The sequence below is a fragment of the Lapidilactobacillus wuchangensis genome, assembly GCF_003946645.1.
Taxonomy (GTDB): Bacteria; Bacillota; Bacilli; order Lactobacillales; family Lactobacillaceae; genus Lapidilactobacillus; species Lapidilactobacillus wuchangensis.
In genome coordinates this window covers 13,758-39,831 of the sequence record NZ_RHOU01000010.1, presented here as the reverse complement: position 1 = coordinate 39,831, position 26,074 = coordinate 13,758, and the positions used below count along the sequence as shown (strand labels likewise).

26 protein-coding genes are annotated in these 26,074 nt (G+C 39.1%); 11 read left to right on the top strand and 15 right to left on the bottom strand.

Going from position 1 to position 26,074, the window contains the following annotated elements; genetic code table 11:
• Positions 1–24 precede the first annotated feature (24 nt).
• From EKM82_RS08645 to EKM82_RS11975, 6 genes are all read left to right on the top strand, one after another.
• Entirely contained in the window at positions 25–837 is an 813-nt protein-coding gene (locus tag EKM82_RS08645; protein ID WP_125768070.1) for a tyrosine-protein phosphatase, read from the top strand.
• A gap of 78 nt (positions 838–915) precedes the next feature.
• On the top strand, positions 916–1,848 hold the full coding sequence (locus tag EKM82_RS08640) for an alpha/beta hydrolase (RefSeq protein WP_125768068.1): 933 nt from the start codon (positions 916–918) through the stop codon (positions 1,846–1,848).
• 25 nt (positions 1,849–1,873) lie between these two features.
• Positions 1,874–2,506: a glutathione S-transferase N-terminal domain-containing protein gene (locus tag EKM82_RS08635; RefSeq protein WP_125768066.1), complete on the top strand. Its 633-nt coding sequence runs from the start codon at positions 1,874–1,876 to the stop codon at positions 2,504–2,506.
• A gap of 209 nt (positions 2,507–2,715) precedes the next feature.
• Positions 2,716–2,778, top strand: a complete 63-nt coding sequence (locus tag EKM82_RS11980) for a putative holin-like toxin (RefSeq protein ID WP_225419704.1) — start codon at positions 2,716–2,718, stop codon at positions 2,776–2,778.
• Positions 2,779–3,092: 314 nt separating this feature from the next.
• A complete protein-coding gene (locus tag EKM82_RS08630; RefSeq protein ID WP_125768063.1) occupies positions 3,093–3,989 on the top strand; it encodes a helix-turn-helix domain-containing protein in 897 nt (298 codons plus the stop codon).
• 66 nt (positions 3,990–4,055) lie between these two features.
• A complete protein-coding gene (locus EKM82_RS11975; RefSeq protein ID WP_404802899.1) occupies positions 4,056–4,127 on the top strand; it encodes a putative holin-like toxin in 72 nt (23 codons plus the stop codon).
• Between the two features lie 180 nt (positions 4,128–4,307).
• On the opposite strand, the gene EKM82_RS08625 is transcribed toward EKM82_RS11975, so the two are convergent.
• From EKM82_RS08625 to EKM82_RS08610, 4 genes are all read right to left on the bottom strand, one after another.
• A complete protein-coding gene (locus EKM82_RS08625; protein WP_125768061.1) occupies positions 4,308–5,180 on the bottom strand; it encodes an NAD(P)H-binding protein in 873 nt (290 codons plus the stop codon).
• 737 nt (positions 5,181–5,917) lie between these two features.
• Entirely contained in the window at positions 5,918–7,444 is a 1,527-nt protein-coding gene (locus EKM82_RS08620) for an ABC transporter permease/substrate-binding protein (RefSeq protein ID WP_125768059.1), read from the bottom strand.
• Complete coding sequence (locus EKM82_RS08615; RefSeq protein ID WP_125768057.1) at positions 7,437–8,387, bottom strand: ABC transporter ATP-binding protein; 951 nt, start codon at positions 8,385–8,387, stop codon at positions 7,437–7,439. Before EKM82_RS08615 ends, EKM82_RS08620 begins: the two co-directional genes overlap by 8 nt.
• A gap of 17 nt (positions 8,388–8,404) precedes the next feature.
• Entirely contained in the window at positions 8,405–8,833 is a 429-nt protein-coding gene (locus tag EKM82_RS08610; RefSeq protein WP_125768055.1) for an Rrf2 family transcriptional regulator, read from the bottom strand.
• A gap of 826 nt (positions 8,834–9,659) precedes the next feature.
• Between EKM82_RS08610 and EKM82_RS08605 the strand changes: the two genes are divergently transcribed.
• The gene (locus EKM82_RS08605) at positions 9,660–10,025 is read left to right on the top strand and encodes a hypothetical protein (RefSeq protein ID WP_225419698.1); all 366 of its coding nucleotides are present in this window, start codon (positions 9,660–9,662) and stop codon (positions 10,023–10,025) included.
• Between the two features lie 163 nt (positions 10,026–10,188).
• Here the strand turns inward: EKM82_RS08605 and EKM82_RS08600 are convergent, their stop codons facing one another.
• On the bottom strand, positions 10,189–10,278 hold the full coding sequence (locus tag EKM82_RS08600) for a putative holin-like toxin (protein WP_125768053.1): 90 nt from the start codon (positions 10,276–10,278) through the stop codon (positions 10,189–10,191).
• 500 nt (positions 10,279–10,778) lie between these two features.
• Between EKM82_RS08600 and EKM82_RS08595 the strand changes: the two genes are divergently transcribed.
• The 4 genes from EKM82_RS08595 (at position 10,779) to EKM82_RS08580 (ending at position 13,468) form a co-directional block, all read left to right on the top strand.
• Entirely contained in the window at positions 10,779–11,759 is a 981-nt protein-coding gene (locus EKM82_RS08595) for a DUF1002 domain-containing protein (RefSeq protein WP_125768151.1), read from the top strand.
• A gap of 81 nt (positions 11,760–11,840) precedes the next feature.
• Entirely contained in the window at positions 11,841–12,401 is a 561-nt protein-coding gene (locus EKM82_RS08590; protein WP_125768051.1) for a VanZ family protein, read from the top strand.
• An 86-nt stretch (positions 12,402–12,487) separates the two neighbouring features.
• Entirely contained in the window at positions 12,488–12,709 is a 222-nt protein-coding gene (locus tag EKM82_RS08585; RefSeq protein WP_125768049.1) for a heavy-metal-associated domain-containing protein, read from the top strand.
• A gap of 93 nt (positions 12,710–12,802) precedes the next feature.
• Positions 12,803–13,468, top strand: coding sequence for a Crp/Fnr family transcriptional regulator (locus tag EKM82_RS08580; RefSeq protein ID WP_125768047.1), 666 nt, complete (start codon positions 12,803–12,805; stop codon positions 13,466–13,468).
• 1,277 nt (positions 13,469–14,745) lie between these two features.
• Here the strand turns inward: EKM82_RS08580 and EKM82_RS08575 are convergent.
• From EKM82_RS08575 to rfbD, 10 genes are all read right to left on the bottom strand, one after another.
• Entirely contained in the window at positions 14,746–15,774 is a 1,029-nt protein-coding gene (locus EKM82_RS08575; RefSeq protein ID WP_125768045.1) for an acyltransferase, read from the bottom strand.
• Positions 15,771–17,204: a flippase gene (locus EKM82_RS08570; RefSeq protein ID WP_125768043.1), complete on the bottom strand. Its 1,434-nt coding sequence runs from the start codon at positions 17,202–17,204 to the stop codon at positions 15,771–15,773. The genes EKM82_RS08575 and EKM82_RS08570 overlap by 4 nt, the downstream gene beginning before the upstream one ends.
• Before the next feature lie 3 nt (positions 17,205–17,207).
• Complete coding sequence (gene glf, locus EKM82_RS08565; RefSeq protein WP_125768041.1) at positions 17,208–18,320, bottom strand: UDP-galactopyranose mutase; 1,113 nt, start codon at positions 18,318–18,320, stop codon at positions 17,208–17,210.
• A gap of 1,188 nt (positions 18,321–19,508) precedes the next feature.
• The gene (locus tag EKM82_RS08560; protein WP_125768039.1) at positions 19,509–20,426 is read right to left on the bottom strand and encodes a glycosyltransferase family 2 protein; all 918 of its coding nucleotides are present in this window, start codon (positions 20,424–20,426) and stop codon (positions 19,509–19,511) included.
• A 25-nt stretch (positions 20,427–20,451) separates the two neighbouring features.
• Positions 20,452–21,288, bottom strand: a complete 837-nt coding sequence (locus EKM82_RS08555) for a glycosyltransferase (protein ID WP_164508191.1) — start codon at positions 21,286–21,288, stop codon at positions 20,452–20,454.
• A gap of 29 nt (positions 21,289–21,317) precedes the next feature.
• On the bottom strand, positions 21,318–22,136 hold the full coding sequence (locus EKM82_RS08550) for a LicD family protein (protein ID WP_125768035.1): 819 nt from the start codon (positions 22,134–22,136) through the stop codon (positions 21,318–21,320).
• Between the two features lie 9 nt (positions 22,137–22,145).
• Entirely contained in the window at positions 22,146–22,847 is a 702-nt protein-coding gene (locus EKM82_RS08545; RefSeq protein WP_225419697.1) for an acyltransferase, read from the bottom strand.
• Between the two features lie 7 nt (positions 22,848–22,854).
• Positions 22,855–23,793 carry a capsular polysaccharide synthesis protein gene (locus EKM82_RS08540; RefSeq protein ID WP_125768033.1) on the bottom strand — a complete coding sequence of 313 codons (939 nt, stop codon included), beginning with the start codon at positions 23,791–23,793 and terminating at the stop codon, positions 22,855–22,857.
• 36 nt (positions 23,794–23,829) lie between these two features.
• On the bottom strand, positions 23,830–25,002 hold the full coding sequence (cps2T, locus tag EKM82_RS08535; protein WP_125768031.1) for a beta 1-4 rhamnosyltransferase Cps2T: 1,173 nt from the start codon (positions 25,000–25,002) through the stop codon (positions 23,830–23,832).
• Positions 25,003–25,145: 143 nt separating this feature from the next.
• Positions 25,146–26,072, bottom strand: coding sequence for a dTDP-4-dehydrorhamnose reductase (gene rfbD / locus EKM82_RS08530; RefSeq protein ID WP_125768029.1), 927 nt, complete (start codon positions 26,070–26,072; stop codon positions 25,146–25,148).
• Between the last annotated feature and the right edge of the window lie 2 nt (positions 26,073–26,074).

Below are 26,074 nucleotides of genomic sequence, written 5' to 3'. Positions count from 1 at the left end.
AAAACAACCAACGAAGGTGATTTCATGACAAACAATCAACAAAATCATTCGCACACGACTCCGCAACGCGTCATTCCGCTGACTGGCACGGTTAATTTTCGTGATCTCGGTGGCTATCAAACAACTTCCGGACAGACCGTGGCTTGGCAAAAGATTTATCGCGCGGCTTCCCTTGGCGGCCTAACCTCTGATGATTGCGTCCTACTCAGTGATCTCAACATTGACTGGGATATTGACCTTCGCGCACCTTCAGAACAAAGCGCCTATCCTGACCAAGCATGGCCCAACGTTCAAGTTGTGCTCAATCCCGTTTATCCGACGACTAATTTCGATCGTATTATTAATTATCACGGCATTCAGCGTCTGCTTAAGGGTAGTCATCGCCAGCCCAAGTTAACTGATCCCGTTGCGCAAATATATCAAAACGTGATTTTAAATCCTCATAGCCAAGCTGCTTTTGCCAAAACATTCACTGTACTTTTAGGCCAGGCAACTGATGCCGCCACTGTTTTCCACTGTGCGGCTGGTAAAGACCGTACTGGCATGACCGCGGCCCTAATTTTAATGGCACTGGGCGTTCCAACCGACACGATTATTCAAGACTACTTGTTGACCAATGATCTGTACGACTTTCCTGACGGCCAAACAGCACTTAACAACGATGCCGTCCAAGCCGCCGTCGCCAAAATGAATACCAAAACGGGCGAGGCCTTATATATTCAAGGCGCCTTGCAGACTGTCGCCATTGGTTATGGCGGAATTGCTAATTATTGGCAAGAAGCTTTGCATTTGAGTCCGACTGATTTAGACACTTTTCGCCAGAAATTCTTGAATTAAAGTTGAGCCAAATATTTGCCCGCCTTCAGACGCTTCAGTTACCATGAAAGTGAGAATACTTTCAGTGAGGTGAACAAAATGAATTGGAAAAAAGTAGCTCAAATTGGCATTCCTAGTGCCGCTTTTATTGGCATGGGCGTGGTGACTTCTGAACTTTACCGCTATGGTTTCGGCCGCCTTGATGAACATCCCACGGCCCAAACTGATAATAATCACTATCATGAACTTTATCAACGTGCCCATGAATGGCTGGATGATCAACCCACTGAGAATTGGTGGCTTTACGACAATGATCCTAAAAATCGCATTCATGCTGTTTACATTCCCCATCCCGAACCGACCAAAAAGGTAGTCGTCATTGCCCACGGTTATCACGGCAGTGCCCCAACCATGGCCGCTTTTGCCAAAATGTACCAAGATTTAGGTTATAACGTGTTAATGCCTGATAATCGTGGCCATGGTGAAAGTTCGGGCAATTGGGTTAATTTTGGCGGCTTAGATCGGCTAGATTATCGTGATTGGTGTCTGGATCTAGTTGATTATTTAGGCGACGACTGTGAAATCATCCTCTTTGGCGTTAGCATGGGTGGCGCCATCGTCATGATGATGAGCGGTGAAGACTTACCGCCACAAGTCAAAGGCATCATCGAAGATTGCGGCTACAGCTCGCTGCCAGCGCAATTAGCATACCGTGCGAAAGTCGAGTTTCATTTGCCTAAGTTTCCTGTGTTGCCGATCGTCAATTTGATCAATCATTTCGTCCTCGGTTTTAACATTGACGACGTTGACTCAATCGCCGCCTTGGAAAAGAATACCCGACCAATCTTCTTCATTCACGGCGAAGCTGATACTTATGTGCCAACTGCCATGTGTCTCGATAATTATCGGGCCACTACTGCACCTAAGGAACTTTGGTTAGTTCCGCAGGCTAATCACGCCGAATCGTTCCCAATCGATCCCGCCGCCTACCAGAAAAAAGTAGCTTGGTTTCTTAAAAAATATCAGCTCTAACCGATGACCGAAGGAGGCTATTGCAGTGAAACTCTTTTACGCTTCAGGAGCTAGTTCACTGGCACCACATATCTTGTTAGAAGAAATTGGCCAAGATTATCAGTTGGAAAAAGTCAATTTGGATACGAAAACTTGGGCTGGTGGCGATTATAACCAAATCAACGCCAAGTCATATGTGCCAACGCTAGAAACCAACGATGGCCGCCTAATCACAGAATGTGCCGTTATTCTGGAATATTTATGTGTGACGGAACCCACCAAGAATTTGATTGCCATTTATGATTCTGATGATTATTGGCAGCAACGCATGTACTTAAACTACATTGCCACCGAGCTCCACAAGAACTTTATCTCACCTTTTCGGAAGGGCAACTGGTTGCCAAATACCAAGGATTCCAAAGAACTTGTCTACAGCCGAGTAGCGCCAAGGTTGCAGTATCTGAATCAGATTTTGCTAAACGCCAATTATTTAGTCAACAACCAATTCTCCGCGCCAGACGCCTATTTATTTGTGATGACCAATTGGCTACGTCGCTTGGAATTCGGCTTCAAGAACCTAGCTGGTCTCGAAAAATTCGACCAGCAAATGCGCCAACGTCCCGCCGTTCAACGTGTCTTAGCGCAAGAGGGCAAACCACATAGCCTGCAGGACAAATAATTATCACATCATTAAACAATTGAATCATCCGGATAAAACACAAATCTGCCTAACAATCTTCGTTTTTTACCAGAGAGATTGTTAGGCAGATTTTGTAAGTGGTGGCTAAGTAGTGGTGTTCAATTTTCAGATTGAAGATAACTGAACAATATGCTAGCCTGAGGATACATGGAAAGTTAAGCGGTGGCTATTCTTGAAGAGTGGAGCTGATGATCGCCTTTGGTATGCTTATCATTGCGCTATTGTCAGCCAACAGCGATTCTAAAAAATAGACCAAATAAAAAACCGCCAATAACTTTGCCGAGTTAGCGGTTTTTGATAAATAACTTGGCCACCGTTTTATCGGTTCCATGGGGAGTGTCTGCTAGCCGCGCAGGCACTTCTTTTGTATCTTCAGTTTAACATGGTTTGGTCATTAAGCCAACACCAGCGCCTGACCAAAATAAGCGTTGTTTTTAATAGCACATCAGGTGTCGGACAATTATCGAGCAACAATGGGGCTAAAAATTGACCGGGCAAACGAATCGGCCGATAAACTTTTTGGTATACTAAAGAAAAGGTGGATTTTTTCGACTTAGGAGTAGTTATGGAAAATTTACAGTTCTCGTTAAACACACCGGTTCATTATTTACAAAGTGGCCAGTTTACTGCCGAATTAGGCTGGCGGCATCATCAAATGACTCATCAACAAGATACCGAATTAATTATTGGGCTGAGTGGCCAAGTCCATCTACAAATTGCTGAGCAGACTTTTCATGTTGGTCCTGGTGATATTCTAACTGTTTTTCCTTTTGAAACCATCACTGGCGCTCAACCGACCGTTGAGAAAAGTAGCTTCATTTGGTGTCACTTTATTCAACACGGCAATTATCAAATTAATGTTACTGAACAGAAGTCAGCAAATCAGATCAGTTTGCCCCGCTTTTATCATTTAAATGAATTCTCGCAGACCGTTATAGCGGCGCAACAGTTATTGGACTTTGCCCATAACGCTGCCATTCGCCCGCTAACAAGCGATTATCAAACATCACTCTTAATTCTGACTTTAGCTGATGCGGTACGCAATCAGAATGCCCAAGCCACGACGCATCAAACTTCACTTAATGAGATTAAAGAATGGCTGCGGATCAATTTGGCTCAACATCAAAGTTTGCCGGAAATTGCGGCTCAGTTTTTCATGAACCCTGATTATCTTAATCGGATTTTTAAACGTGAAACTGGCTTGACCATCATGGCGTACACCAATCAATTGCGACTGGATTATGCTAAGTTACTTTTGTTATCGACCAAGGAATCAGTTAAAGCTATTAGTGAGTCAGCTTTCTTCAGCGACGTGAAATACTTCGAGCGCCTCTTTAAAAAGAAAAACCACCTGACGCCTAATCAGTATCGCCAAGCTTACACTCATACTTTCTTGAACAACAACCAAGTCGACCCCGGCGTAGATTTAAGCGCTCAAGTGCAGCAATTAGAGCAACAATAACCACAAAAAAAAGAACTCGCAATCTGATTTTTCAATCAGGTTGACGAGTCCTTTTTTGATGTTCCATTGGAGCTAATGTTAGCTTTTGGCATGTTTGTCATTGCCTTGCTGACTGCGAACAACGACCTAAAAAAATAGATGAAACAAAAAAACCGCTCCTAACTTTGGCGAGTTAAGCGGTTTTTAGATTAAACAACTGGCCACCATTTTAACGGTTCCATGAGGAGTGATTGCCAACCGCGCAATCACTTCTTTTAATATCTTCAGTATAACATGAACTCATCAATGAGCAAACTTTTAGAATGACACTTTCACGTTCTATTTTGTAGTTGCGTTATGGACACTTTTGGTCAAAAAATCAGCCATTGATTCTGGCGCTTGGCCAGTAATTTGTTCAAAATCAGTTGTTACTTGATCTAGTAAGCCCATGGCGCCAGCCTGATACATGGAAGCGAGCTCCTGACCATCACCCTCAGCGGCATAAATCTGACCAAACTCGGTCACACTCACTGGTTGATAACCGATTTGTTGGCCAGTCACTTTGCTCATTAGCTGACCTAGGGCCGGCATTTGCCAAGCCTGTTGCTGAGTCAACGTATACACCTGACCTTGGTCGCGCAAAGACTGATGAGCTGCGACTGTGGCAATCGCCAGTGCACTATCCTGCTGGGTGATGAATGACATTGCCTGATCACCAACGGGATAAATTAAAGCGTGGCGCTGAATCAACTCAGGTAAATATGGCACTAATGGATCGGCGTACAAGGCGTTTTTCAAAACAGCGAATTGCAAGCCTGACGCTGCTAAACGGCGTGGCGCATAGCCATAATATGGTGACATCACGAAAGGATTGTTCTCCTGATCAGCATAGAAGCTGACAAAAACGATTTGCGATACTTGCGCTTTTTTCATGGCGGTCAACGTGTTTTCCAACTCGGTCACCCGCTGCACGATATCATAAGTTTTGCTGGGGATATACACTAAAACGTCGACGCCCTGCAAAGCGGTGGTCATTGTGGCCACATTCAAATAATCGATGGCAGCCAATTCAACGCCTTGTTTCCGCAAAAATTCAGCCTTTGCTGGGGTGTGAACTCCGGCGACGACTTGGGCAGCGCCAACTTGAGCAATTAAATCGCGCACCACATCACGGCCTAAATGACCAGTGGCACCAGTAACTAAATATTTCATATTAATCACACTTTCTAAAATTCAAAATTATTAAAAACCTGATGAGGACGATAAAACAGAATGGCGTTTGACTGCATTCCGGGCTGCGGGTTGTGGAACGCGGCGGCCATCGATTGAAGCCTTTTTTCAAAAGTCTTCAATTCGAGGCTTATTGTAAGTGCTAAAGCACCAACAATAATTTCGCGGCTGACAACCCGATCCCTTCATTCCGTCTGGAGTTGAGGTGGTTCACTTCAACTTTGTTAATTGTTAAGGCAATGATAGTGTGTCTAATCTACTTAATTCAAATTAGTATTGCAAATGAATAGTAGTACGAACAGTCCTGCCTAACAGTTTCTGGTTTATTCCAGAAAATTTATCAAACAGACCTGTTAATTTTCACAACTTGTTTTTCAAAACAGTGGTGCTTCATTCTGTTGGTTTATTCAGGTGATTGCTGGGCGATTGACACTTAGTTTCACTAGATTGCCTTGATATCGCCCAAATATAAAGTGAACCACATTAGCTCAAAACGCAGTGGAGGCCGCCGGGTTGTCAGTCGCCAAATTCTTCTTGCCGCTTCAGCGGTTAGAAGAAGGCTTGTATTTGAGATTGTTGCGCAGCAATAAGCTCAAATCAACGCCGGCAACGTTCCACAACCCGCCGGCCGCAACGGAGTTGTCTGCTACTCTGCCTAAAACCAATTATAGATTCAATCGCGCAGCAACCACCACTCTAATCAAGGAAGTCTTAAACCGTTATTTCTTCAACAATCCTTTATCAACCAAGAACTTCCGAGCAACAACAGCTGCTTTTTTATGCTGAACTGTCACTTGGTAATTCAGGTTCTGCATTTCGCTAGTGGTAATTTGGTTCGACAGCTTGTTCAAGCTCTTAACAATTCCAGGATGACTTTTGGCGAAACTGGTCAGCATCAAGGGTGCGCCTTGATAAGGCGGGAAGAAATTCAAATCGTCCTGCAACAACACCAGATCATACTCCTTAATTTCTGGATCCGTGGTGTAACCATCAGTCACCTGCAACTTGCCATTGGCCAATGCTTGATAACGCAGTGACGGCTCCATGGTCCGCACCGAATTGAATTTCAACCCATATTTTTTCTGCAAACCGGGATAACCATCGGCTTGCTGATAAAAATCAGGATCAAAGCCAGCCGCTAATTCGGGATGAGCAACCAAATCAGAAATTTTGCTTAAATGATACTTCTCAGCCGTAGCCCGTTGCACCGTTAAGCCATAACCATTCTGATACTTCATTGGTGGCAACAAAGTCATTTGAAATTGCGCCGCTAAATCTTTTTTGGCAGTTTGATAAGCAGTGACCGAATTATGACTAACGCCACCCGCGTCTTTGACCAACGATTGAATAATCGTGCCTGTAAATTCCGGATAAATATCAACTTGTTTGCTCTGTAGCGCCTTGAATAAGAAACTCGTGCCGCCAAAATTGCGCTTCAAATTCACTTTAATATTAGGATTATCTGCTTCAATTAAGTCGCCATACATATTGATCAATAATTCCGGCTCGCCGCCCATTTTGCCAGCAATGGTAATCGTTTCGGTCTTTGGTGCCGTCAGCGCGCGAACGCCATAACCGCCAGCAATCACCACGGTCAAAACCGCGACACCAAGTCCTAATTTTTTAAAGGAAACGTGGGAGAGTAACTTGATTAGCCAACTGGCCACTAGCGCTAAGATGGCTGCCAAAATTGCACCGACTAACAAGGCCGCATTATTGTTACTCTGAATCCCTAACAGGATGTACGTCCCTAAACCGCCGCCACCAATCAAAGCTGCTAAAGTGGCGGTCCCAATAATCATGACCACGGCAATCCGAATTCCGGAGAGAATCATCGGCATTGCCAAAGGAATTTGAATGCGAAATAGTTTATAACGCTTGGAAATGCCTAGCGCATCAGCCGCTTCCATTAATACGGGATCGATATTGGTCAAGCCAGCGTACGTGTTCTGAAAAATTGGCATGATGGCGTATAAAACTAAGGCGATAATCGCCGGCACCGTACCAATACCAACTAACGGAATCAATAGTCCTAAAATGGCCAAACTAGGAATCGTCTGGATCACACTGGCCACTTGCAACACAAATTCGCCAGCGCGCCGATGATTCATAAGGGCAATCGCTAACGGCACCGCAATTAAAATCGTAATAATTGCCGCCAACAGAGAAATTTCAATATGCTGGCCTAAAGAATGAATAATATCATTTTGATTTGCAAGTAAATATTGCCAAACTGATTTAAGCACCTTGCTCACCTCCTTGATTCAAACTGGCCATGTAATTGACCAAATCAAGTGGTGTCAGCAAACAGCCGGCCACCTGAATATTTTGTTGGGGCTGCTTCTGTAACAATTGCGCCCACTGATAAATCGTGTCACTATTCTTGAAAGCGGGCAAATTCTGCATTTCAGTAGTTGGCACCTTCTGACCAAAGCCTGCTGCCAGAACTCGCTGTAAGAATTGCGTCTGCTGAACATCATCAAAGAAATCGCGCACAAAATCATTGGCTGGCGCCGCTAAAATTTCCGCTGGCGTACCTAATTGTTGCAACTCGCCATCATGAATCACTGCTAAACGGTCGGCCAAATGAATTGCCTCGCGCATATCATGAGTCACAAAAACGAAGGTCGTCGCTAATTCCTGATGTAATTGGAGAATCAACGCCTGCAACTGCCGCTTGGATAAGGGATCTAAGGCACTAAAGGGTTCATCCATTAAAACTAATTTTGGTTTAGCCGCTAAGGCCCGCACAATGCCGACTCGCTGGGCCTCACCACCAGATAATTCGCTGGGCATTCTTTTTAAAAATAAAGCTGGATCTAAATCCATTCGTTTCAGCAACTCAGCAATTCGTGCATGTCGCTTTTCTGCCGGCCAGCCTAGTGCTTCTAGCTGGATGCCGGCATTTTGTTCGACGGTCATATTGGGAAACAAGGCCCCAGTTTGCAAGACATAGCCCGTGTGCCGCCGCAAATCTTCCAAGTCGACCTGAGCCACATCTTCCTGATCAATCAAAACTTGTCCTGATGTGGGCACTACCAGCCGATTGATCATCTTCAATAAAGTTGTTTTCCCACTACCAGAAGGGCCGACCAAAACAAATAGTTCACCATCCCCGATGGTTAAGCTCAAATGTTTCAGGGCATCTTCTTGACCATATTCTTTGGTCACCTGCTTAAATTCAATCATTTTAATTCCCCCAATACTTATCTCTGGGCGTGTCGTGCCAGAATATCGCCTGTGATATCGGCCAGGGTTACCGTCGCCATTTTAGCTTCGGCAGCGCGCTGAACCTCGTCATAAACTTCGGTTAAAGTCGCCTGAATATTGCCACCCACAATGCACTCGGGATTGGTCTTCTCATCAATATGTAGGAACCTTTGATTATCTTCAATACTACGATAAATGTCCAGTAAAGTAATCTCATTTGCTGGCCGGCCTAATTTCGGATCCACCGAGCCAGCGCGGCTTACCAACAACCCCGCCTTACTTAAACGTGCCATTAAGCGGCGAACCATGCTGGGATTGGCTTCAATACTTTCGGCAATCATGCCACTCGACAAATCCCCGCCTTGATAAATCATGACAAACGCCAAAACATGCACCGCATCACTTAGCCGATGTGAAAACTTCATGCTCATCAATCCTTTCGAAAGTCGACCTGTTACTTTCAAATTAACCTGTTATTTATATTGTAACACCTTTGTCAATGACGCGATGATGGTTGATATACCAGACTAAAGACCAAAGTTCAAAAACAAAACCAGTGATGGCGTTAAAACAAAATTGAGTCTGACTGCATTCCGGGCTTGCTGGTTGTGGAACGCTGCCGGCATTGATTTGAGCTTATTGCTGCGCAACAATCTCAAATACAAGCCTTTGTCTAACCGCTAAAGCGGCAAGACAAATTTGGCGGCTGACAACCACGCCCTCCATTCCGTCTGGGGCTGAGTTGGTTTGCTTCATCTTTGTTAGTGTTTAGACAATGATAGTGGGATTCAGTAACTTAGTTTAATCAGTAGTAATAAACGGTGTGACAACTCTATTATTCAATAGAGCTTGTCACGCCAACTTTGTATCATCACAATCTGGTTCGGCCAAGTAGTGGTGATCCGTTTTGTTAGTTTCCTCAGGTGGTGGCTGGGCGATTGGCGTCAGCTGTGAAATTATTCTTGGTGCTTTAGCACTTAGAATAAGCCTCGAATTTGAAACAATTTGGTTTTTAATTGGTTCAAATCGATGGCCACAGCGTTCCACGCCTTCTAAATCGCCAGCCACCACCTCTCTAAATTGGGGAATACTTAACGCCAATTTACTTCTGAACTAATCGACTCAAATCGCTGGGCCCCTGCTGTCTAAACAGGGGAACGTCTTGAACCAATCCCGATTAATTACAGGAATAATCACAGCAATTGTAGTACAGTTATGCTAGATAACGGAACAATTTGAAGGAGACTTACTATGACTAAAGCAATTATCACCATGCAAGCGCCGAAATTAACCGCAATCCCTGCCGATACGACGATTTACACCTTATCTGGTTTAGTTCCCGCTGATTCGAAAATTGTGACCATCAAAATCCCCGGCTATGTTAAATTTGGTGACCATATTTTAAATTTCTTTGTGCGCAAAATTATTAAGAACAACCCCACGCCCGAATATTTCAATATGCTGCATTTTGTTTACTTCTCACACATGGTCGCCTATGAATTGTCGGTGCATCCCTACGATGAAATCAGCTTCGCCACAACCGACTTACAGCAAAAGATACTCATGCAGTTTGGTAATGAGACGCGCTATGCTGGCAAAACAACCGTCCAAGCCTAACCTGATTTGTTGGCTTTACTTGCCAAACCCTGTTATATTAAAGACATAGAAAGAAGCGACTGTGCGGTAACAGTCGCTCCACATGGAACCGTTAATTACGGTGGCCGGCTATTTTATAAAAACCGCTAACTGTCCAAAAAGTTGAAGCGGTTTTTTGTTTGCCCTATTTTTTGCGATAATCTGTAATTGTGATAATCGCTAGGATTAACATCCCAAAACTGATCATCAATTGCAGCGTCTCGTAAATCGACAATTGACTGTTCCTTTCTCAAGATTTCCCATGCTATCAGGATTTTGTACACTACTCAACCTTAAATACAATTCAGATTAAAGTACTTTATCCCACAACAGTGCCTTAACATCTATCAATAATGAAGTGCTCCACTTCAACTCCAGACGGCGTGGAGGGACCTTGTTGTCAGTCGCCAAATTATTGTTGGTGCTTTAGCACTTACAATAAGACCTGTATCTGAGACAATTTGGTCTTTAATTGGCTCAGATCAGTGTCGGCAACGTTCCACAACAAGCAGCCCGGAACAGAGTCAAACGCGATTCTGTTTCACCACTTTCACTAAGGTTTAAGCTTTAAGGTATTATTCAAGCTTCCTCAGTCCAAAGCCCGATTTTTCTTAAGCAGAGGTTAAGCTGTGGCTTTTGCAGGGTTCGTTTGTAACAAGTTTGTTATAATAGAGATTGTTCATGGAACAAGCAACACGGGAGCGATTCCCGATTATAACAAATGAGGTATTTATTATGCGGACGTTAACGAAGAAAATCATCACTTTAACAGCAATTTTACTTGGGCTGGTGGGGCTCAGTAAATTATCAACCCAAACGGTCAAGGCCGACACGACTTGGGATCAGCCCGTTCTGACCCTGGGCACGTCGCTAACTGACAGCCAGAAGCAAGGAACAATCAGCACTTTAACTGCCAAATTAAATGGCGCTAGCTACAAAACAATTACTGTCGATGGCAGTACTTTAGTCAAATATTTAAATCCATCAGGCTCGACTTTCACGACGAGTTCCGGCGTTTGGTCCAGCGCCCTGATTCAAAAAACGGCTTCCGGATCAGGCATCAACGTGGAAATTCTCAATTATAATGGTAGCAATAATATCACCACGATTACTGCCGACCAATATAAAAACGCCGCGTTAACTGCTGGCGTCACTGATGCTAACATTTATGTTACTTCGGCGACCCCAATTGACGGTTCTGGCGCCTTAGCCGGTGTTTACGCCGCTTATGCTGAAAACGGCAACGCCCTGAATCAGAAGCAAGTTTCCGCTGCTCAAGAAGAAATGTCGACTTTAAGCGGCATTAGCGACGCCAACAAAAATAAAGATGGTTACAGCGACGCCCAATTAAACAACGCCGTGGCCAATGCCAAAAAAGAAATGGCCGAAAAAGGCAGCAACATTTCTGTCGGTGATATTACGACCATCGTCAACAATCAATTAACCAACAACGGCATTCAAAATGTCATCACCAACAATCAAAAGCAACAAATCATTAATTTATTGGTCACTATTCGTGATTCTGGCGCCCTTAATTCTGACAGTTTCAAGGAACAAGCTTCCAAAATTGCCAGCAACATTAAGACTAATGCCCAAGGAATTTTCGACAAATTAAACACCCAAGAAAACCGCAACACACTGCAAAAAATCGGTGACGCGTTAGGCAACTTCTTTAAGAGCCTCTTCGACACCGTTAGCAGCTGGTTCAATAAGTAAGCAACAAAATGTCATTTTACAGGGAAGGCAAGTCACAACTGTGGCCTGCCTTTTTCTGTACCCAAAAGGAGGTTCCAGTTCATGATTGCCTTAAATAATGGTCAAACAATTCCCGTTCAACAAATATCAGCGTGGCATTTATTGCCAATCGCTGTTTTCGCCTGCTATCTCAGCTGGCAATTTCTTCAACGCAACCACGCCAGCCGCGAGAAAATCCTGATGACCACTGCTGCCATCAGCTACCTCTTCATCTTGGTCGCCATCACCCAGTTTCCCCTGAACCGCCTGCTGGTACCGCGCCCCCAATTCTGGGGCCAACAAAGCGGCATCATCACCCTCAATCCGCTGCGCACCTTCAGCTACGGTAATTACCAAATCATCGGCAACCTGATCATGCTGACGCCACTCTCCTTCTTCTACGCCTACTTCACGAAAAAGGGGCAGTCGTGGTGGGCCAACGCTAAATTCTGCATCTTGATTTCAGTCACGATTGAATGCATCCAGCTGTTCCTCAACTATTTCTATTTAAGCAGTCGCTGCTTCGACACCGGCGACATTCTCGTCAACAGCATCGGCGCCACCTTGGGTTGGTGCGCCTACCAAGGCTACACCCACGCCAAGAATTTATTAGTTACCGCTTAAAAACTTGATCTAGGTCAATTATTTTATTCTTGAATTAATGTAGACTACAATAGAAGTAAGAAATCTATGCGAAAGTAGGCTGTCTCATGGAAAAATTAACGATCACTCTAGAACCACTGGCATGTGAAGCATGCTTTGAAAAAATTCAAAATCAACTAGAAGCTCAAGACGGTGTCGGCGAAGTTGCCGCCTTATTCGAAAAGAACGAACTGGTCATCCAACTGAACACCCTCGAAACCAGTGCCGACAAATTAATCAAGTTCGTCCAAGAATTGGGCTACAATATTGCGAAAACTAAAGTGGATTAACAGAGTCAGACGCCATTCTGCTTATGATCCATATTGTCATCAATTAACAATCATTATTAACTACTAGCATTTTATTATTTTTGAGGTGAATTTATGTCTGATCATGTTTGCGCGGAGATCGTGCCGATTTTTACGCAGTTGAATCATCAAGAACTGGTCCAGGTTTCGGATTTGGTGGTCCATCATCATTACGATAAGAATGAAGTCATCCTTGGCCCTGACAACGCCAATCAGTTGGTAATCGTCGCCCAAGGTGCGGCCAAAGTTTACCAATTGGCCGCTAATGGCAAGGAACAATTATTACGGGTGCTGGACGCCGGTGACTTCGAAGGCGAGAAGAATCTATTCGCCGTGGCCAGTCAAGATCTCTATGTCGAAACCTTGAAGAACTCCACCGTCTGCACCTTAAGCGCCGCCGACTTCCAACCTTTACTGGAAAAATACCCCAGCATCGCCTGGAAATTATTACAGAGCAACGCCACCAAAATTGCGGCACTAGAAAAACAAAACGAGTTACTCAATCACGACTTAATTGAACAGCGCCTAGCTACTTACTTACTTGATCTAGCCAAAGCCAAGGGCACGACAACCTTCGATTTACCCTTAAAGTTGAAAGAATTAGCCAGTTTCCTCGGCACCACGCCCGAAACCATTTCCCGCAAGTTCAAACAATTCGAACAGCAACAACTAATCACGAAAAACAAAAAAGCCATCTCAATCACTCAGCTTGACGAACTTACTGAGGTTAGAGATAGCTAAACAAAAACACCAATTCTCATATTTTGGGAATTGGTGTTTTTTTAATTATTGCAGAATGATGGCAATATCAGTTAACTAAGTCAGTACCTCAGCGGAACAATTATCAAACCAATTAACTCCGTTCCAAATTAGCACCAATAATGATTAGCAACGACAACACGCCAAGTAACCCCCCGATTACCAATAAAGCTGTTAACAACACGGTCATCACTATCCCCTCCTACAAAAAGTAACTCAATCAATAAATTTATACTGTCATCATAACCTAACCAATTAAAATTCAGCAATTATTTTGCCTGAAAAAGCAGTCATATAAAGCACCTCGACCTGATTTACAACATCTAGAATTAATATGGATACTTAGTAAGTTTAATCGACCCAGCGCTTATTCTGATGAAAAGCGACACATTATGTCGTTTTATGTGGAAAAAGAGCGTCCACTTGAATTGCCTGTTCAGCAATCAGCTAATCCAAAACCAAATTTATCCTACTATTTTTTAGTCGACCTTAGGAAAAATGCCGTTTTAACCACACGACAAATTTAAAAATTGGCGCTAAAGTCACGCAAACAATCTCAAAAGATCACGTTCCTACAAAATCGGCGCCAATTTAAATATTTGTCGTGTGTCGATAGCACCAATTCGAATTTTTAATGGTTTTAAAAAAGCACAGCACGCTGAATCATAAATAAGGAACGCCCTGTTACCATCAGTAGCGATCGAAATTAAAATATGACCACTTCCACTCGCTGGATAATAACTGCCGAAATTCCCCAGTTGATTGAAAAAGAAAAAGCCATCGCCTAGGCTCAGAGTGAACATTCCTCTGAACTATGCGACAGCTAAATAACTATATTTGGTTCAGCCAATAATTAGCTGAACTTTTTATTAAGACAAATATCGATTAACGTTGACGTTTATTAGCACCGATGACGATCAGAATTGCCAGAATGCCAAAGAATCCGCCAAGAGCCAATAATATATACAGTAATATCCTCATGCTAGATTCTCCAACCTAAGAGTTTTAGGACCTCTTTAGTTGTAAGTATAGCTTGGAAATTAGCGGCCGTAATAAATTCGGCCTTAGTGTAATAGTTTCTTAAAGATTCTTGAGTAAGCTCTGAGTAAAAGTAAACGATTAATCCAGATTAACGCTCTATCGAAAATCACACTAAGCTCAGCTTTGTTAGTTCCCATATATAGAATACTTCTAAAAAATAATGCTGTTGCGGAATAATGTATTACTTACACGAAGCTGAAAGAGTTCAAATAATATAATTACATTTTTACTGTTTTAGATAAAAATCGTATTTTTGATATAACTATTGAAATACACAATGAGGTAACGAAAACAATTATAATAACTAGTATGTTATTAATAATTCCAGTGGTACTGATAAAATGAACTACAATCTTGAGTATTGGTATATGAAGAATAAAAATCCCCATACTATTAGCGGAAATTAATTCAATAAATTTACTAAAAAGTTCAGACTTATACTTAATGTTCAGAATAGTAATGAACAGGATGCTAATCCAGAGCATAATCAACATATTATCATAATTATATTCAGCATAGATATTGTGTATAAATTTTTGATTCAATACTGAGTATATGATCATGCATATCGTTGCAAGTATAAGTACACCGACACTCCTATTTTTTTCTAATTTGATATCAAACTTATTATGAAAATATAAATACCCAATCACTCCCCCTATCATATAGTAGGCTATCCAAGTCCATAGTCGAAATGTTTGAATTACATTTGATTGCACAGGAAAATGAAGAACTAAATGACTATATAAATCTAGAGAAAAGCAAATGATCACAAAACCAACAAGTAAGCCAACAAAACTATGAAAACTTTTCTTTAATAATCTATTCAAGAACGGAGCAAGGCACAACAAGAGAATCAATGTGCCCAAAAACCAAAATTGATAAAAAAAACTTTTTTGAATTAATGAACCCCAAAGAATTGAGAAATAAGATTTTTTACGTCCAAGAACAAAATAAATCAAATAAATAATTGCATTCCAAAAAAATACTGGTACTAAAATCGCATAAATTTTTCTCAAGACATATTCAATTGTTATCCTTTTACGATTAATTAGAAAAAATCCATTTGCCATGAAAAAAAGTGGAACTGCAGCAGTTCCAATGTAATAAATAATTTGAGATGGTAATGTGTTTTTTACAACCATATTATTTTTATAAAAAAAGAGAGACGAGCAATGAAGAAATATCACAAATAAACATGCTAATGATTTTATAACATCAATACTTATAATTCGTTTTGATTTCATACTTGTCTCCTATTATTTTTTTTAATCTCATCAACTAAATACTTAATCTTAGCTTTATTAAATGTATATGCTAGTAAAACATATATAATTAATCCAGTAACAACTTGAAAAATCAAATTGAATAAACTTATCGGTAATTTAAAACCAATAAACCAAACTACGATACCCATAACCATTCCAGGTACAAAGTAACGCCAAATACCTTTAAACAATTCACCTAGTTTAAGTTCTCGACGTATCACATATAGTTGATACGCTGTAACACTTATTTCAGACACAACCGTTGAAATCATAGCTCCGTTTGCCCCAAGCCAAAGAATCATTGGTACATTAAGAATTAAATTAACTCCTGCACCAATAGTTACAGAAATCGTATACTCCTTATTATGCCCAGTTGGTAATAAGTACTGTACACCCAGTACGTTACTCCAAGCAATCATCAAGATAACAATTGACTCAATCATCATTAATGGCCCTACTGGTTGATAGTCCTTACCAAAAAATAAAATTGTAAAATTAGGGCCAACAGTAGCAATCCCAAACATTAAAGGAATAGAAACTGCGCTGACAAAATCAAAGGACTTATACAAATATTGCTTAACTTGATCCATTCGTCCCTTGGCAAATGTATTGGCCACATGAGGTAACATAACTGTTCCTGTTGCCGTAACAATGGCTAGAACCATTTTTACAATCTTATCGGAACCATCATAAAAGCCTGCAGCTTCCACTGAGACCATGTTACCCACCATCGTCTTATTTAGAACTAGATAGATTTGTGTAGCAATTTGTGGCACAAATAAAACCAAAGATGGGCGAAAATGGCGCCAGATATTTAAGGATTTCCAGTTTGGTTTATGAATGTAATGCTTCAGATATGGAAACAGCGTTAGATTACCAATTAATTGTGACAAAGACAGGATTGCAATATATAAAGTTAAATCATTCGAAGTTTTAACAAAGGTAAATATGCAGACTAATGAAATTAGTTTGATGGCCACATTTCGTAATACAGTTACCTTAAAGTTTTCCACGCCCATGAAAAACCAGGAAATATCAAATGCCGCGGCAATAATCAAGATTGACTGCATTAAGTAAGCATTGCGGTAACTTTTATTAAAATTCAAGAAAACAAAGAAGGCTACCATTGCCAAAGTTATTGTAATAGCTCGCATGAAAAAAATCTCCCAGAAAATCTGTGAGGTTTTTTCCTTATCATCACGATAATAGGCTATCTGACGATTACCATACAATGCCACACCAATACTGCCGATCAATACAAAATATTGAATATTAGAATTAGTAAACGACTGAATGCCATAACCAGTTGGTTTCAGTACTCGCGTAATATACGGTAATGTAATAAATGGTACTAACAGTACAAAAACTTGATAAAAAACATTATATAAATAGTTTTTAACTAATCTCATTGACTAATCCTTAAATTCATCTTCGACTACTTGCAACGCAGCTCGAATCACCTGGTGCATATCATAGTAGCGATACTGTCCCAAACGACCACCAAAAACAACTTTTGGTTCCTGTAATGCTAAGTCACGATATTCTTTATATAGGTGATTATTACGTTCATTATTAACAGGATAATATGGTTCATCGCCACGATGCCAGCTGGCTGGATACTCCCGCGTTACGATTGTTTTATCCTTATCGCCCTTACCAAACTCAAAGTGTTTGTGTTCGATAATTCGCGTATAAGGCGTTTTTGCATCCGTATAGTTAACCACAGCATTGCCTTGACAGTTATCGACACTCAGTTCTTCAGTCTCAAAACGTAAACTCCGATAGCTTAACTCACCAAGCTTATAGTCAAAGAATTGATCAATCATACCAGTGAAAATAACTTTGTCATACTGATCAATATATTCCTGCTTATGATCGAAGAAATCGACGCCTGTTTCGACCTCAATTAAATCACTAGCTAGCATCTTTTCAACAATCTGAGTATAACCGCCAATTGGAATACCTTGATAAGTATCGTTAAAATAATTATTATCGTAAGTCAAGCGAACTGGTAAACGCCGAATAATAAACGAAGGCAAGTCAGTTGCTTTTTGTCCCCATTGCTTTTCGGTATAACCTTTAACTAATTTTTGGTAAATATCAGTTCCAATCAATGAAATGGCTTGTTCTTCCAAATTTTCTGGCTTCTTATCGCCAAGAACCTTTTTCTGTTCATTAATCTTTGCTTGAGCTTCTTCAGGCGTGATTACACCCCAGAGTTTATTGAACGTATTCATATTAAAAGGTAGATTATAAATTTCGCCTTTATAATTTGCAATTGGACTATTGGTATAACGGTTAAATTCAGCAAATTGATTCACATAATCCCAAATTTCTTTGTTACTAGTATGAAAAATATGGGCACCATACTGATGGACCTGAATACCATCAATTTCTTTGGTGTAAATATTGCCAGCAATATGATCACGCTTTTCAATTACCTTAACGTGGTTACCACGTTTTGCGGCTTCATAAGCAAATGTTGCTCCGAAAAGGCCGGAACCAACCACTAAATAATTTGTCATATAATTTCCTCATCGTTAAGTCTACTAGTGAAAGATAGCTTTGCAGATACCTTATCTATCTTAGGCTTATATAAAATAGACAGGCTAACAAAAAAAACATTGAAATACGGCTGAATGAATTGTGGATCAAAGATGCCGTTTAATATTATTAAGGTGAGTGCAAGTATATAAAACTGATTTCTCTTTAAATACATACTGTGTAGTACCAATGCAACGAGAACGTAAACAAGAATATACATAAGTACACCAAAATTGAGTAAGAACTGCAGAAACCCACTATCAATATATGAATAGGCCGTGCCTAATAAATCAGTTCTATTATTCATCAAAATTTCTTGACCAAGAAAACGGATTGGATAACTTTGAAGTGCCGTGTTATTCAAGTATAAACGACCCGTCGTTAATATATTTAAACTCCAAAATCTAGAAACATTTTTTGATAAAAATATAATAATCATTACGCTTATTGGCATTATAAGTGATAATAATAATTCAATAACCTTATGAAGAAAGACGTTTACATTTAAATTTAACAGTAACCAGATTAGAATGCATAAGGTTATTAGATAAAAGGGGCTCTTAGTTCCAGTTTGCTGATAAATCAAAAAATTAATTAACTGTAGTATAACAAGAAAAACAGTACTAACACGCTTTCGAACAACTATTATCAACGCGACGATATACAAAAAATATTGTGATAGCGATGTAACCCAATTGAATCCTAAAAATGCTCGATAACGTCCATCTTGTAAAACATGATTATTGGGAATGAAGCCTAAAAGAGAACATATTACCACCAATGTGACCATAGCAGTGATTACAATAAGGCATCTTTGAAAAAAGGGCACTAAACTAATACCATATGCACATATCAAAATAATTACTAAATCAAAATAAATACTCATCTTTGCAACCAGTGCGCAATTTATGATTGTAAAGGTAAGGATAATAAAGGATAGAATAAAACTTTTTATTTTGATTTTTATAGTCATATTTAGAATAAAGGATAATAAAACAAACATAAGCCCTAAATAACGTAGTCCGACTAATCCATTAAAGTAATTATTAAACTCCGTTCTCATCAAAAAGAACGAAAACCACCAAATAAGAAAGCCAATAGAAAATAATTCGTTTTTCAAAAGATCCCGATTACTTTTAACCATAAACTTCTCTCTTCATAATACTAATTTACTTACTGTTTGGTAAATACCGTTCATTAGCACCCTCAATTCCATTTAACCCATCAAAATATCCGGATAACGTTTGCCGCATCGCATACTTTCTCTTTCCAATTCTTGACGGTGCAATACAGTCCTTAATTAATACCGCCAACATCTGCATGATAATGACATTTTTAAGAGCTGTGTAATTTTTAGAATACTTTTTTTGAATAAGAATACGATTTCTAATTCCATAATAGCGTCGCCAATTGATTGCACTTTTTTTTGTCGGTATTTTTGTTTTATGAACAACAATGGCAGAACTAATATTGATTATCTTGGTGAATTCACGACAGCGCAGTGCATATTCGGTATCATCATACCAAATGAAATAATCTTTTTTTGGTAAACCAATTTTGTTTGCTAACTGTTGCTTGATAAAACATCCCACAAATGAAAAAGTATCAATTTGAAAGTCATTAAGATACTCTTCCACAGGAACCTCCGTTTGAGTTAAAGCAATCCAATTAGAAACTCTTTTTCGATGTGATATTTGAATTTCCCCGTTCTCAAGTGTAACAGTTCCTGAAAAAGCCTCAACCGATGGGAATTTACTAACTCCGTGAGAAAGTAATAATTCAAAATAGTTTGAAGAAAATATTGCATCATCATCTGAAAAAGATATCCAATCAGTTTTGTATTTCATTGCCTCCCTCAATCCACAATAATAACCACCAGACCCACCTAAATTTTTTTCAAGTCTTAAGTGGACAACTTTCATATCACTTTTCGCAATCTCTTCCAGATATTCGTTGGTTCCGTCCGTTGAATGATTATCCACAACAATTACTTTTTTGGGTGGAATCGTTTGTTTTAGAAGACTATTAAGTGCTTCACTTAGTAGCTCCAATCTATTATATGACACTAATATTGCTATATAATTCATTCGGAATTATCCTTCCAATTATTATCTACTTATCAAATAGTTGTAAAAAAACATTTGTAGACTTAATCATATTTTTCACCTGAAATTGTTGCTGTTTTATTGCATCGTCAAATGTTTCTCTGGTTGATGAACTCTGATGGTGAATCATCTTAATTGATGGTTCAAATTTGGAAATCATTCCATTCTTTCTAATCATTTTATCAAGTATCTCAGTTTCAAAATAAAAAAAAGTATCCGGAGCAAATGGAGCTATTCCATTTTGAATGAACGTTTTAGAAAAAATTAGCATAGAACCATGCAAAACAACATTTTTTAACATGTGATTGTTATCATGGTTCTTTCTATTTCTTACGTCAAGAACAATTTTTTTGAGTACATTAACTTTCTTTATCCTAGCACGTAATGAAAAAAGCCACTTGGGTGAATTTAAAATTCTAACATTTTTATCATGGATTATTTGCACATCCTGTACAGTGTAGGCACTTCTTTTTTTAGGATTTTGATGAATTTTTGTTTCAGGAACGAATATACTCGGCCCCAGAACATCAAATTTGAACTTAAGATATGAATCATAAATTAAAGGTATAAAATTTTTTTGAGTAAACTCAAGGTCATTATTCATTGTGACAATAAACTCTGGATTATACTGAGCAGCCCTTCTATACCCAATATTCATTCCCTTTGCAAACCCTAGATTTCTATCATTGATAATTACATCAATTAATGGGTTATCCGCGTACTGTTTATTTAAAGCCATTCCAGAACCATTACTGGAGGCATTATCAACAATAACAATTCGTTTATTACCCTCTAGTTTTGTCAAAATATAGGTTATTTCAGATCTAGTATTTTTTAATGACATATAGTGTAAAATCACAAAAACGACCATACCTATTTCACAATCCTTTTGTCTATCAAATGCGACTTCTTATCATCTGGCACTTCATTTGCATAATTTTGGCCATATAGCTGTTTTAAATATTTATCATACTGACTCGGAATTCTCACATTAATATTCTCAAATTTTTTCATTACCCCTTGACCGAACACTTCATATCGAAATACCTCTTTAGTAAACATCGATCCCGTAATTGTTCCAATCCATGAAGAGTTCATACTGTGTTTAGAATAGAGTTTTTCTAATTTCTTATAGATATTTTCCTGTGAATAAAAACGTTGTATTCCTAGGCTTTTAATCATATGTAGAATTCGTTGACGGCCTGGTTTGTGTATCATAATCGTATCTTTAACATCCAATGTCCAAATTGCTCCAAGCGCACGTAAAAAAGCTACATGCATGAAGAAGAGATTTCGTCCCAGTTTAGTTGTTGGAACTCCGTCAATAGGAAGAACATCAATTATTGAGAATCCTAAATGATTATTTCGAGGAAGATTTTGTTTAATTCTATAGCTTTCTTTGATTAGAACCCTTGGAAAGTACGCGTGTATCGCATCCCCATTGCGATAACTTGCCAGCCAAAATTTATCTGACCAGTCATTAGAGAAAATTCGAATGAATTTTTCATAGTCCGTTCTTGGTAATGAAATATCCATATCATCATCCCAAGGAATAAATCCTGAATACTTAACAGTTCCCATAACCGAACCGCCTCGAAGATAATATTTCAAATTATTTTTCTCTAAAATTTCAATGATTTCTGTAAGAGCTTCCAATTCAATTGCTTGAATCTTTTCTAAATCATCCGTCAATTTTCTAACCTACTTTTCTAATCTATCTTTAATCACATGTGCTGGCACTCCACCTGCAATACAATTGTTAGGCACATCCTTATTAACAACCGCACCAGCGGCAAGAATTACATTATTTCCAATATTTACACCATCAAGAATTGTTACTCTGGCTCCAATCCACACATTATTTCCAATTTTAATTCCCTTACGCTCTTCCCCCTGAAGTCTTGTTGCCACATGTATATTTTGGAAAATATGGTTCTCCGGATGTAATGAAAAATACGGGCCAATAATCACATCATTTCCAATCTCAACTTTACCTCGAATGCTTATTAAGGAATTGGCAGATACGCCTACGTTATCTCCAATTGTTAAACCTAAACCAAGTCTACTAATAACACCTAGTCCTTCGATTACAGAATTACGTCCTAATGTGAAATTTTTTCCAATAGCAATCTCTTTCTTAACTCTAGCATCAATCAAAGTATACTTTTCAAGAGTGGCTACACCATTGAAACTTAACTTTCTTGGAGAAATAATTTTTGAATGACTATCTATAAATAATTTTCCCCTTTTCTTAAGGCGAAATGCATACCTCAAACCTCTCAAAAGCATATAAATTCTGCAGATTGATATTTTTAATAAATCTCCCACGCTCAGCGCTTTATCTAATTGATACGAACTGCCCTTAAGTTTACTTGCAGTAATGTCTAATATTCGCCTTAACAATTTTATTTCACAAGCTCCTGTTTACAATTTTAAAATATGTGGAATTCAAATCTGATGATAAGTTCTTATATGTTAATTTTTGAATAGGAAAATTTGTTAAAATTTCATTTATTTCATTCTCTGACAACTGATTATTCAGCTCGTACATTAGTTGCAAGGGCAATGAATTGGGAACTTTTGGAATTTTTCTGAAAACTTGCGGGTGGGCATTAAATATTAAATGCCAAAAAATATGAAAAAGGAAATAATCCTTTAAATGATTATTTCTTTTCCAATAATCATTTAATAGCTCTCTCAATCTGAGCAAAGAAGGTTCATTAGGTCTAGCCGTGATAAACCAACTAGACAAGAAAATTGAGTTTCCCATGGATCCTGGTCTCATATTCTGAAAAAAGAAAAGTGGTTCATTTTCAATTTTTTTGTTAAGCCATGAAGATTGCTTTGAAATATAGGTTGTAGAATCAATCCATGTTCCTCCGTACTCAACAAGTAAATTCGTTCTGATAATATCCGAGAAATGTGCGTCACTAATTTTTCCTTGTTTCCATTTTGCTACTATATACTGGGGAATTGTAATAAAATCCCTGAAATTATTTTGGTCTATTACAATTACATTAGAGTAATTATTTTTTATACTTCGTAATGTAGTTGCAACCATTTCTGGCGCATTATTTTCTCCTTGTAGCCACATAGTCCATACAGGTAAATCGCTGATATTACCTGTCCAGCTTTGATCTGCTAGTGGCGTTTCAATAATTTTTTTATATTTTTTTCCAATTTTTCGAGATACTCTATTAATTTCACCCAATCTTATAAGCTCTAAAGATGTTTTAGAAGTACCGTTCAAAACAACACTTATGAAATCATAAAGAATATTACCACTCGAAATTTTATCATTTAATGTTTTTCTGAAACCATTTTTCTTTAAAGATGAAAATAGTGCCATTTTTACCTCCCACTATCAGTTATAGGCAATAACTACCTATCTATTAAGAAATTGTGTTTCGTATGCATCGACAATTCTTTCCCAGGAATAATTGTCTATCACACGTTTATCAGATTTTCTTCCAAATAAACAAATTTCTTCTTTTGTGAGAATATCTGAACTATTTATCAATTGGGACAACGATTGTTTTGTCTTACTCCAATACAGTGCCCCATCTTCACCAACTTCACGATTAAAGCCAACGTCATAGAGCAAATTGAGTTTGGTACTTGCCAAAGCTTCCAACAAAGAAGGATTCGTCCCACCGACAGAATGACCGTGCAGATATCCATACGCCAATTCACGAATCTTAGCAAGTAATTCTGCGTCATAAACGGTTCCTACAAACTTAATTCGTGGATCATTTTCAAAGTGAGTTTTTTCTTTCAGTTCATCATAGAAATGATTGCGTTCCACGTTGGTAATGATTACTAAGTCTTTTTTTGTATTAGAAGCCATGAATTCACGAATCATCGTTTCATAATTGTTTTCTGGAACAAAGCGGCCGACAATTAGATAGTAATTATTGGCCTTAATAGAAAACTTGTTAAACCAATTAATTAATTTTGGATTGTCATCAGCAAGTTGCGATTTTTTAACATCGGCACCATAAGCGATGAACGTTGTCTTGGGCTGATACTTTTTATAGCTTGATTGAATATACTTCTCAATATTCTTACTATCACAAATCAATAAATCGGCGTGCTTGACCATTAAACCTTCAGAGTACTTCCAATAACTACGAACTGGTTTACTCCACTTGGCCCGTAACCACTCATGACCATCTGGATTAACATAGACAACTCCGCCTAGCGCGTGGACTCGACGAACAATGCTATTCATGAATGGTCCAATCCGACATGCTAAGATATAAAAGATTGGTTTCTCAATCTGATGTTCTTTAACATATTTAATCGATTGATTAAGTGCAGCAACGTCATAATAAATTGCTTGAGCTGGTCCAATGTTTGGTACATAAACCTTGAAGCAATCTGCATTATTGTGTTCGAACCTCTGTGGCATCATCTTTTTCTTATCTGTTACCTTACAGGCAACGTGATATTTAATCTCGTTGCTTTGTTTACCTTTTGTTAGGTACTCTAAGAACGTTTCATAGCCACCATAATTTGCTGGAATTCCTTTACTACCCACAATAAAAATATGCTTCATTATTTACTCCCATTCACCCTATAGATATTCTTTAAAACTTAAACGTACTTTTCATCCTACCTTTAATCACGATCAGCCCAATTAAATGGTGTGTCATCGAACATTTGATAGTCATTTCAATCAACAATGTTTGTCATCTGTATTTAGAAGAAATCTTGCTGACGCAATATTTCCACATAGCGATTTAACGCATCTTGCCATGTGGGTAATGGTTTAAAGCCAGCTGCAACTAGTTTGCTTTTATCTAACCGGCTGTTAAATGGTCGGGCAGCCTTAGAAACTCCGTATTCAGCCGTTGTAACTGGGGTAACTTTAGTCTGATAACCAGCAGTTGCAAAGATTGCTTTGGCGAAATCAGCCCAACTAATATAACCGCCCTCATTAGTTGCGTGGTAGTAACCATATTTATCAGTTTCAGCCATATCAACCAATAATCTAGCTAAATCGAAAGTGTACGTTGGCGTTCCTATTTGATCTGCGACTACTTTCAATTCTGGATGAGTTTTGCCAACTTGTAACATGGTCTTGATAAAGTTCTTGCCATTAATGCCAAACACCCAAGCAATGCGAACAATAAAGTATTTATCAAGATTATTAACGACTGCTTGTTCACCAGCCAATTTTGTTTGGCCATAGACATTTAACGGTTGATAATCATGATTGTCAGGTTGCCAAGGTTCAGTTCCTTGACCGTTGAAAACATAATCAGTACTTAAATAAATCATTTTTGCGTTTAATTGGTGACATGCTTTGGCAATATTTTCCGTACCCTGAACGTTAATTGCTGTTACTAATGACTTCTTGTCTGCTTCTTCAGCCAAATCAACCGCTGTCCAAGCTGCACAATGAACGACGACATCAGGTTTAATTTGTGCTAGTGTCTTGCTGACAGCTGCAGCATCAGTAATATCCATTGAAACATAAGGCATCGTTGTAACTGCAGTACCATCTTGAACACCAGCATACTGTGGTGCTAAGTCACTGCCATAGCCTTGATAACCACGACGTGCTAATTCATTCATGACATCGTGGCCTAGTTGACCGGCAACACCTGTAACAAATATTTTCATTA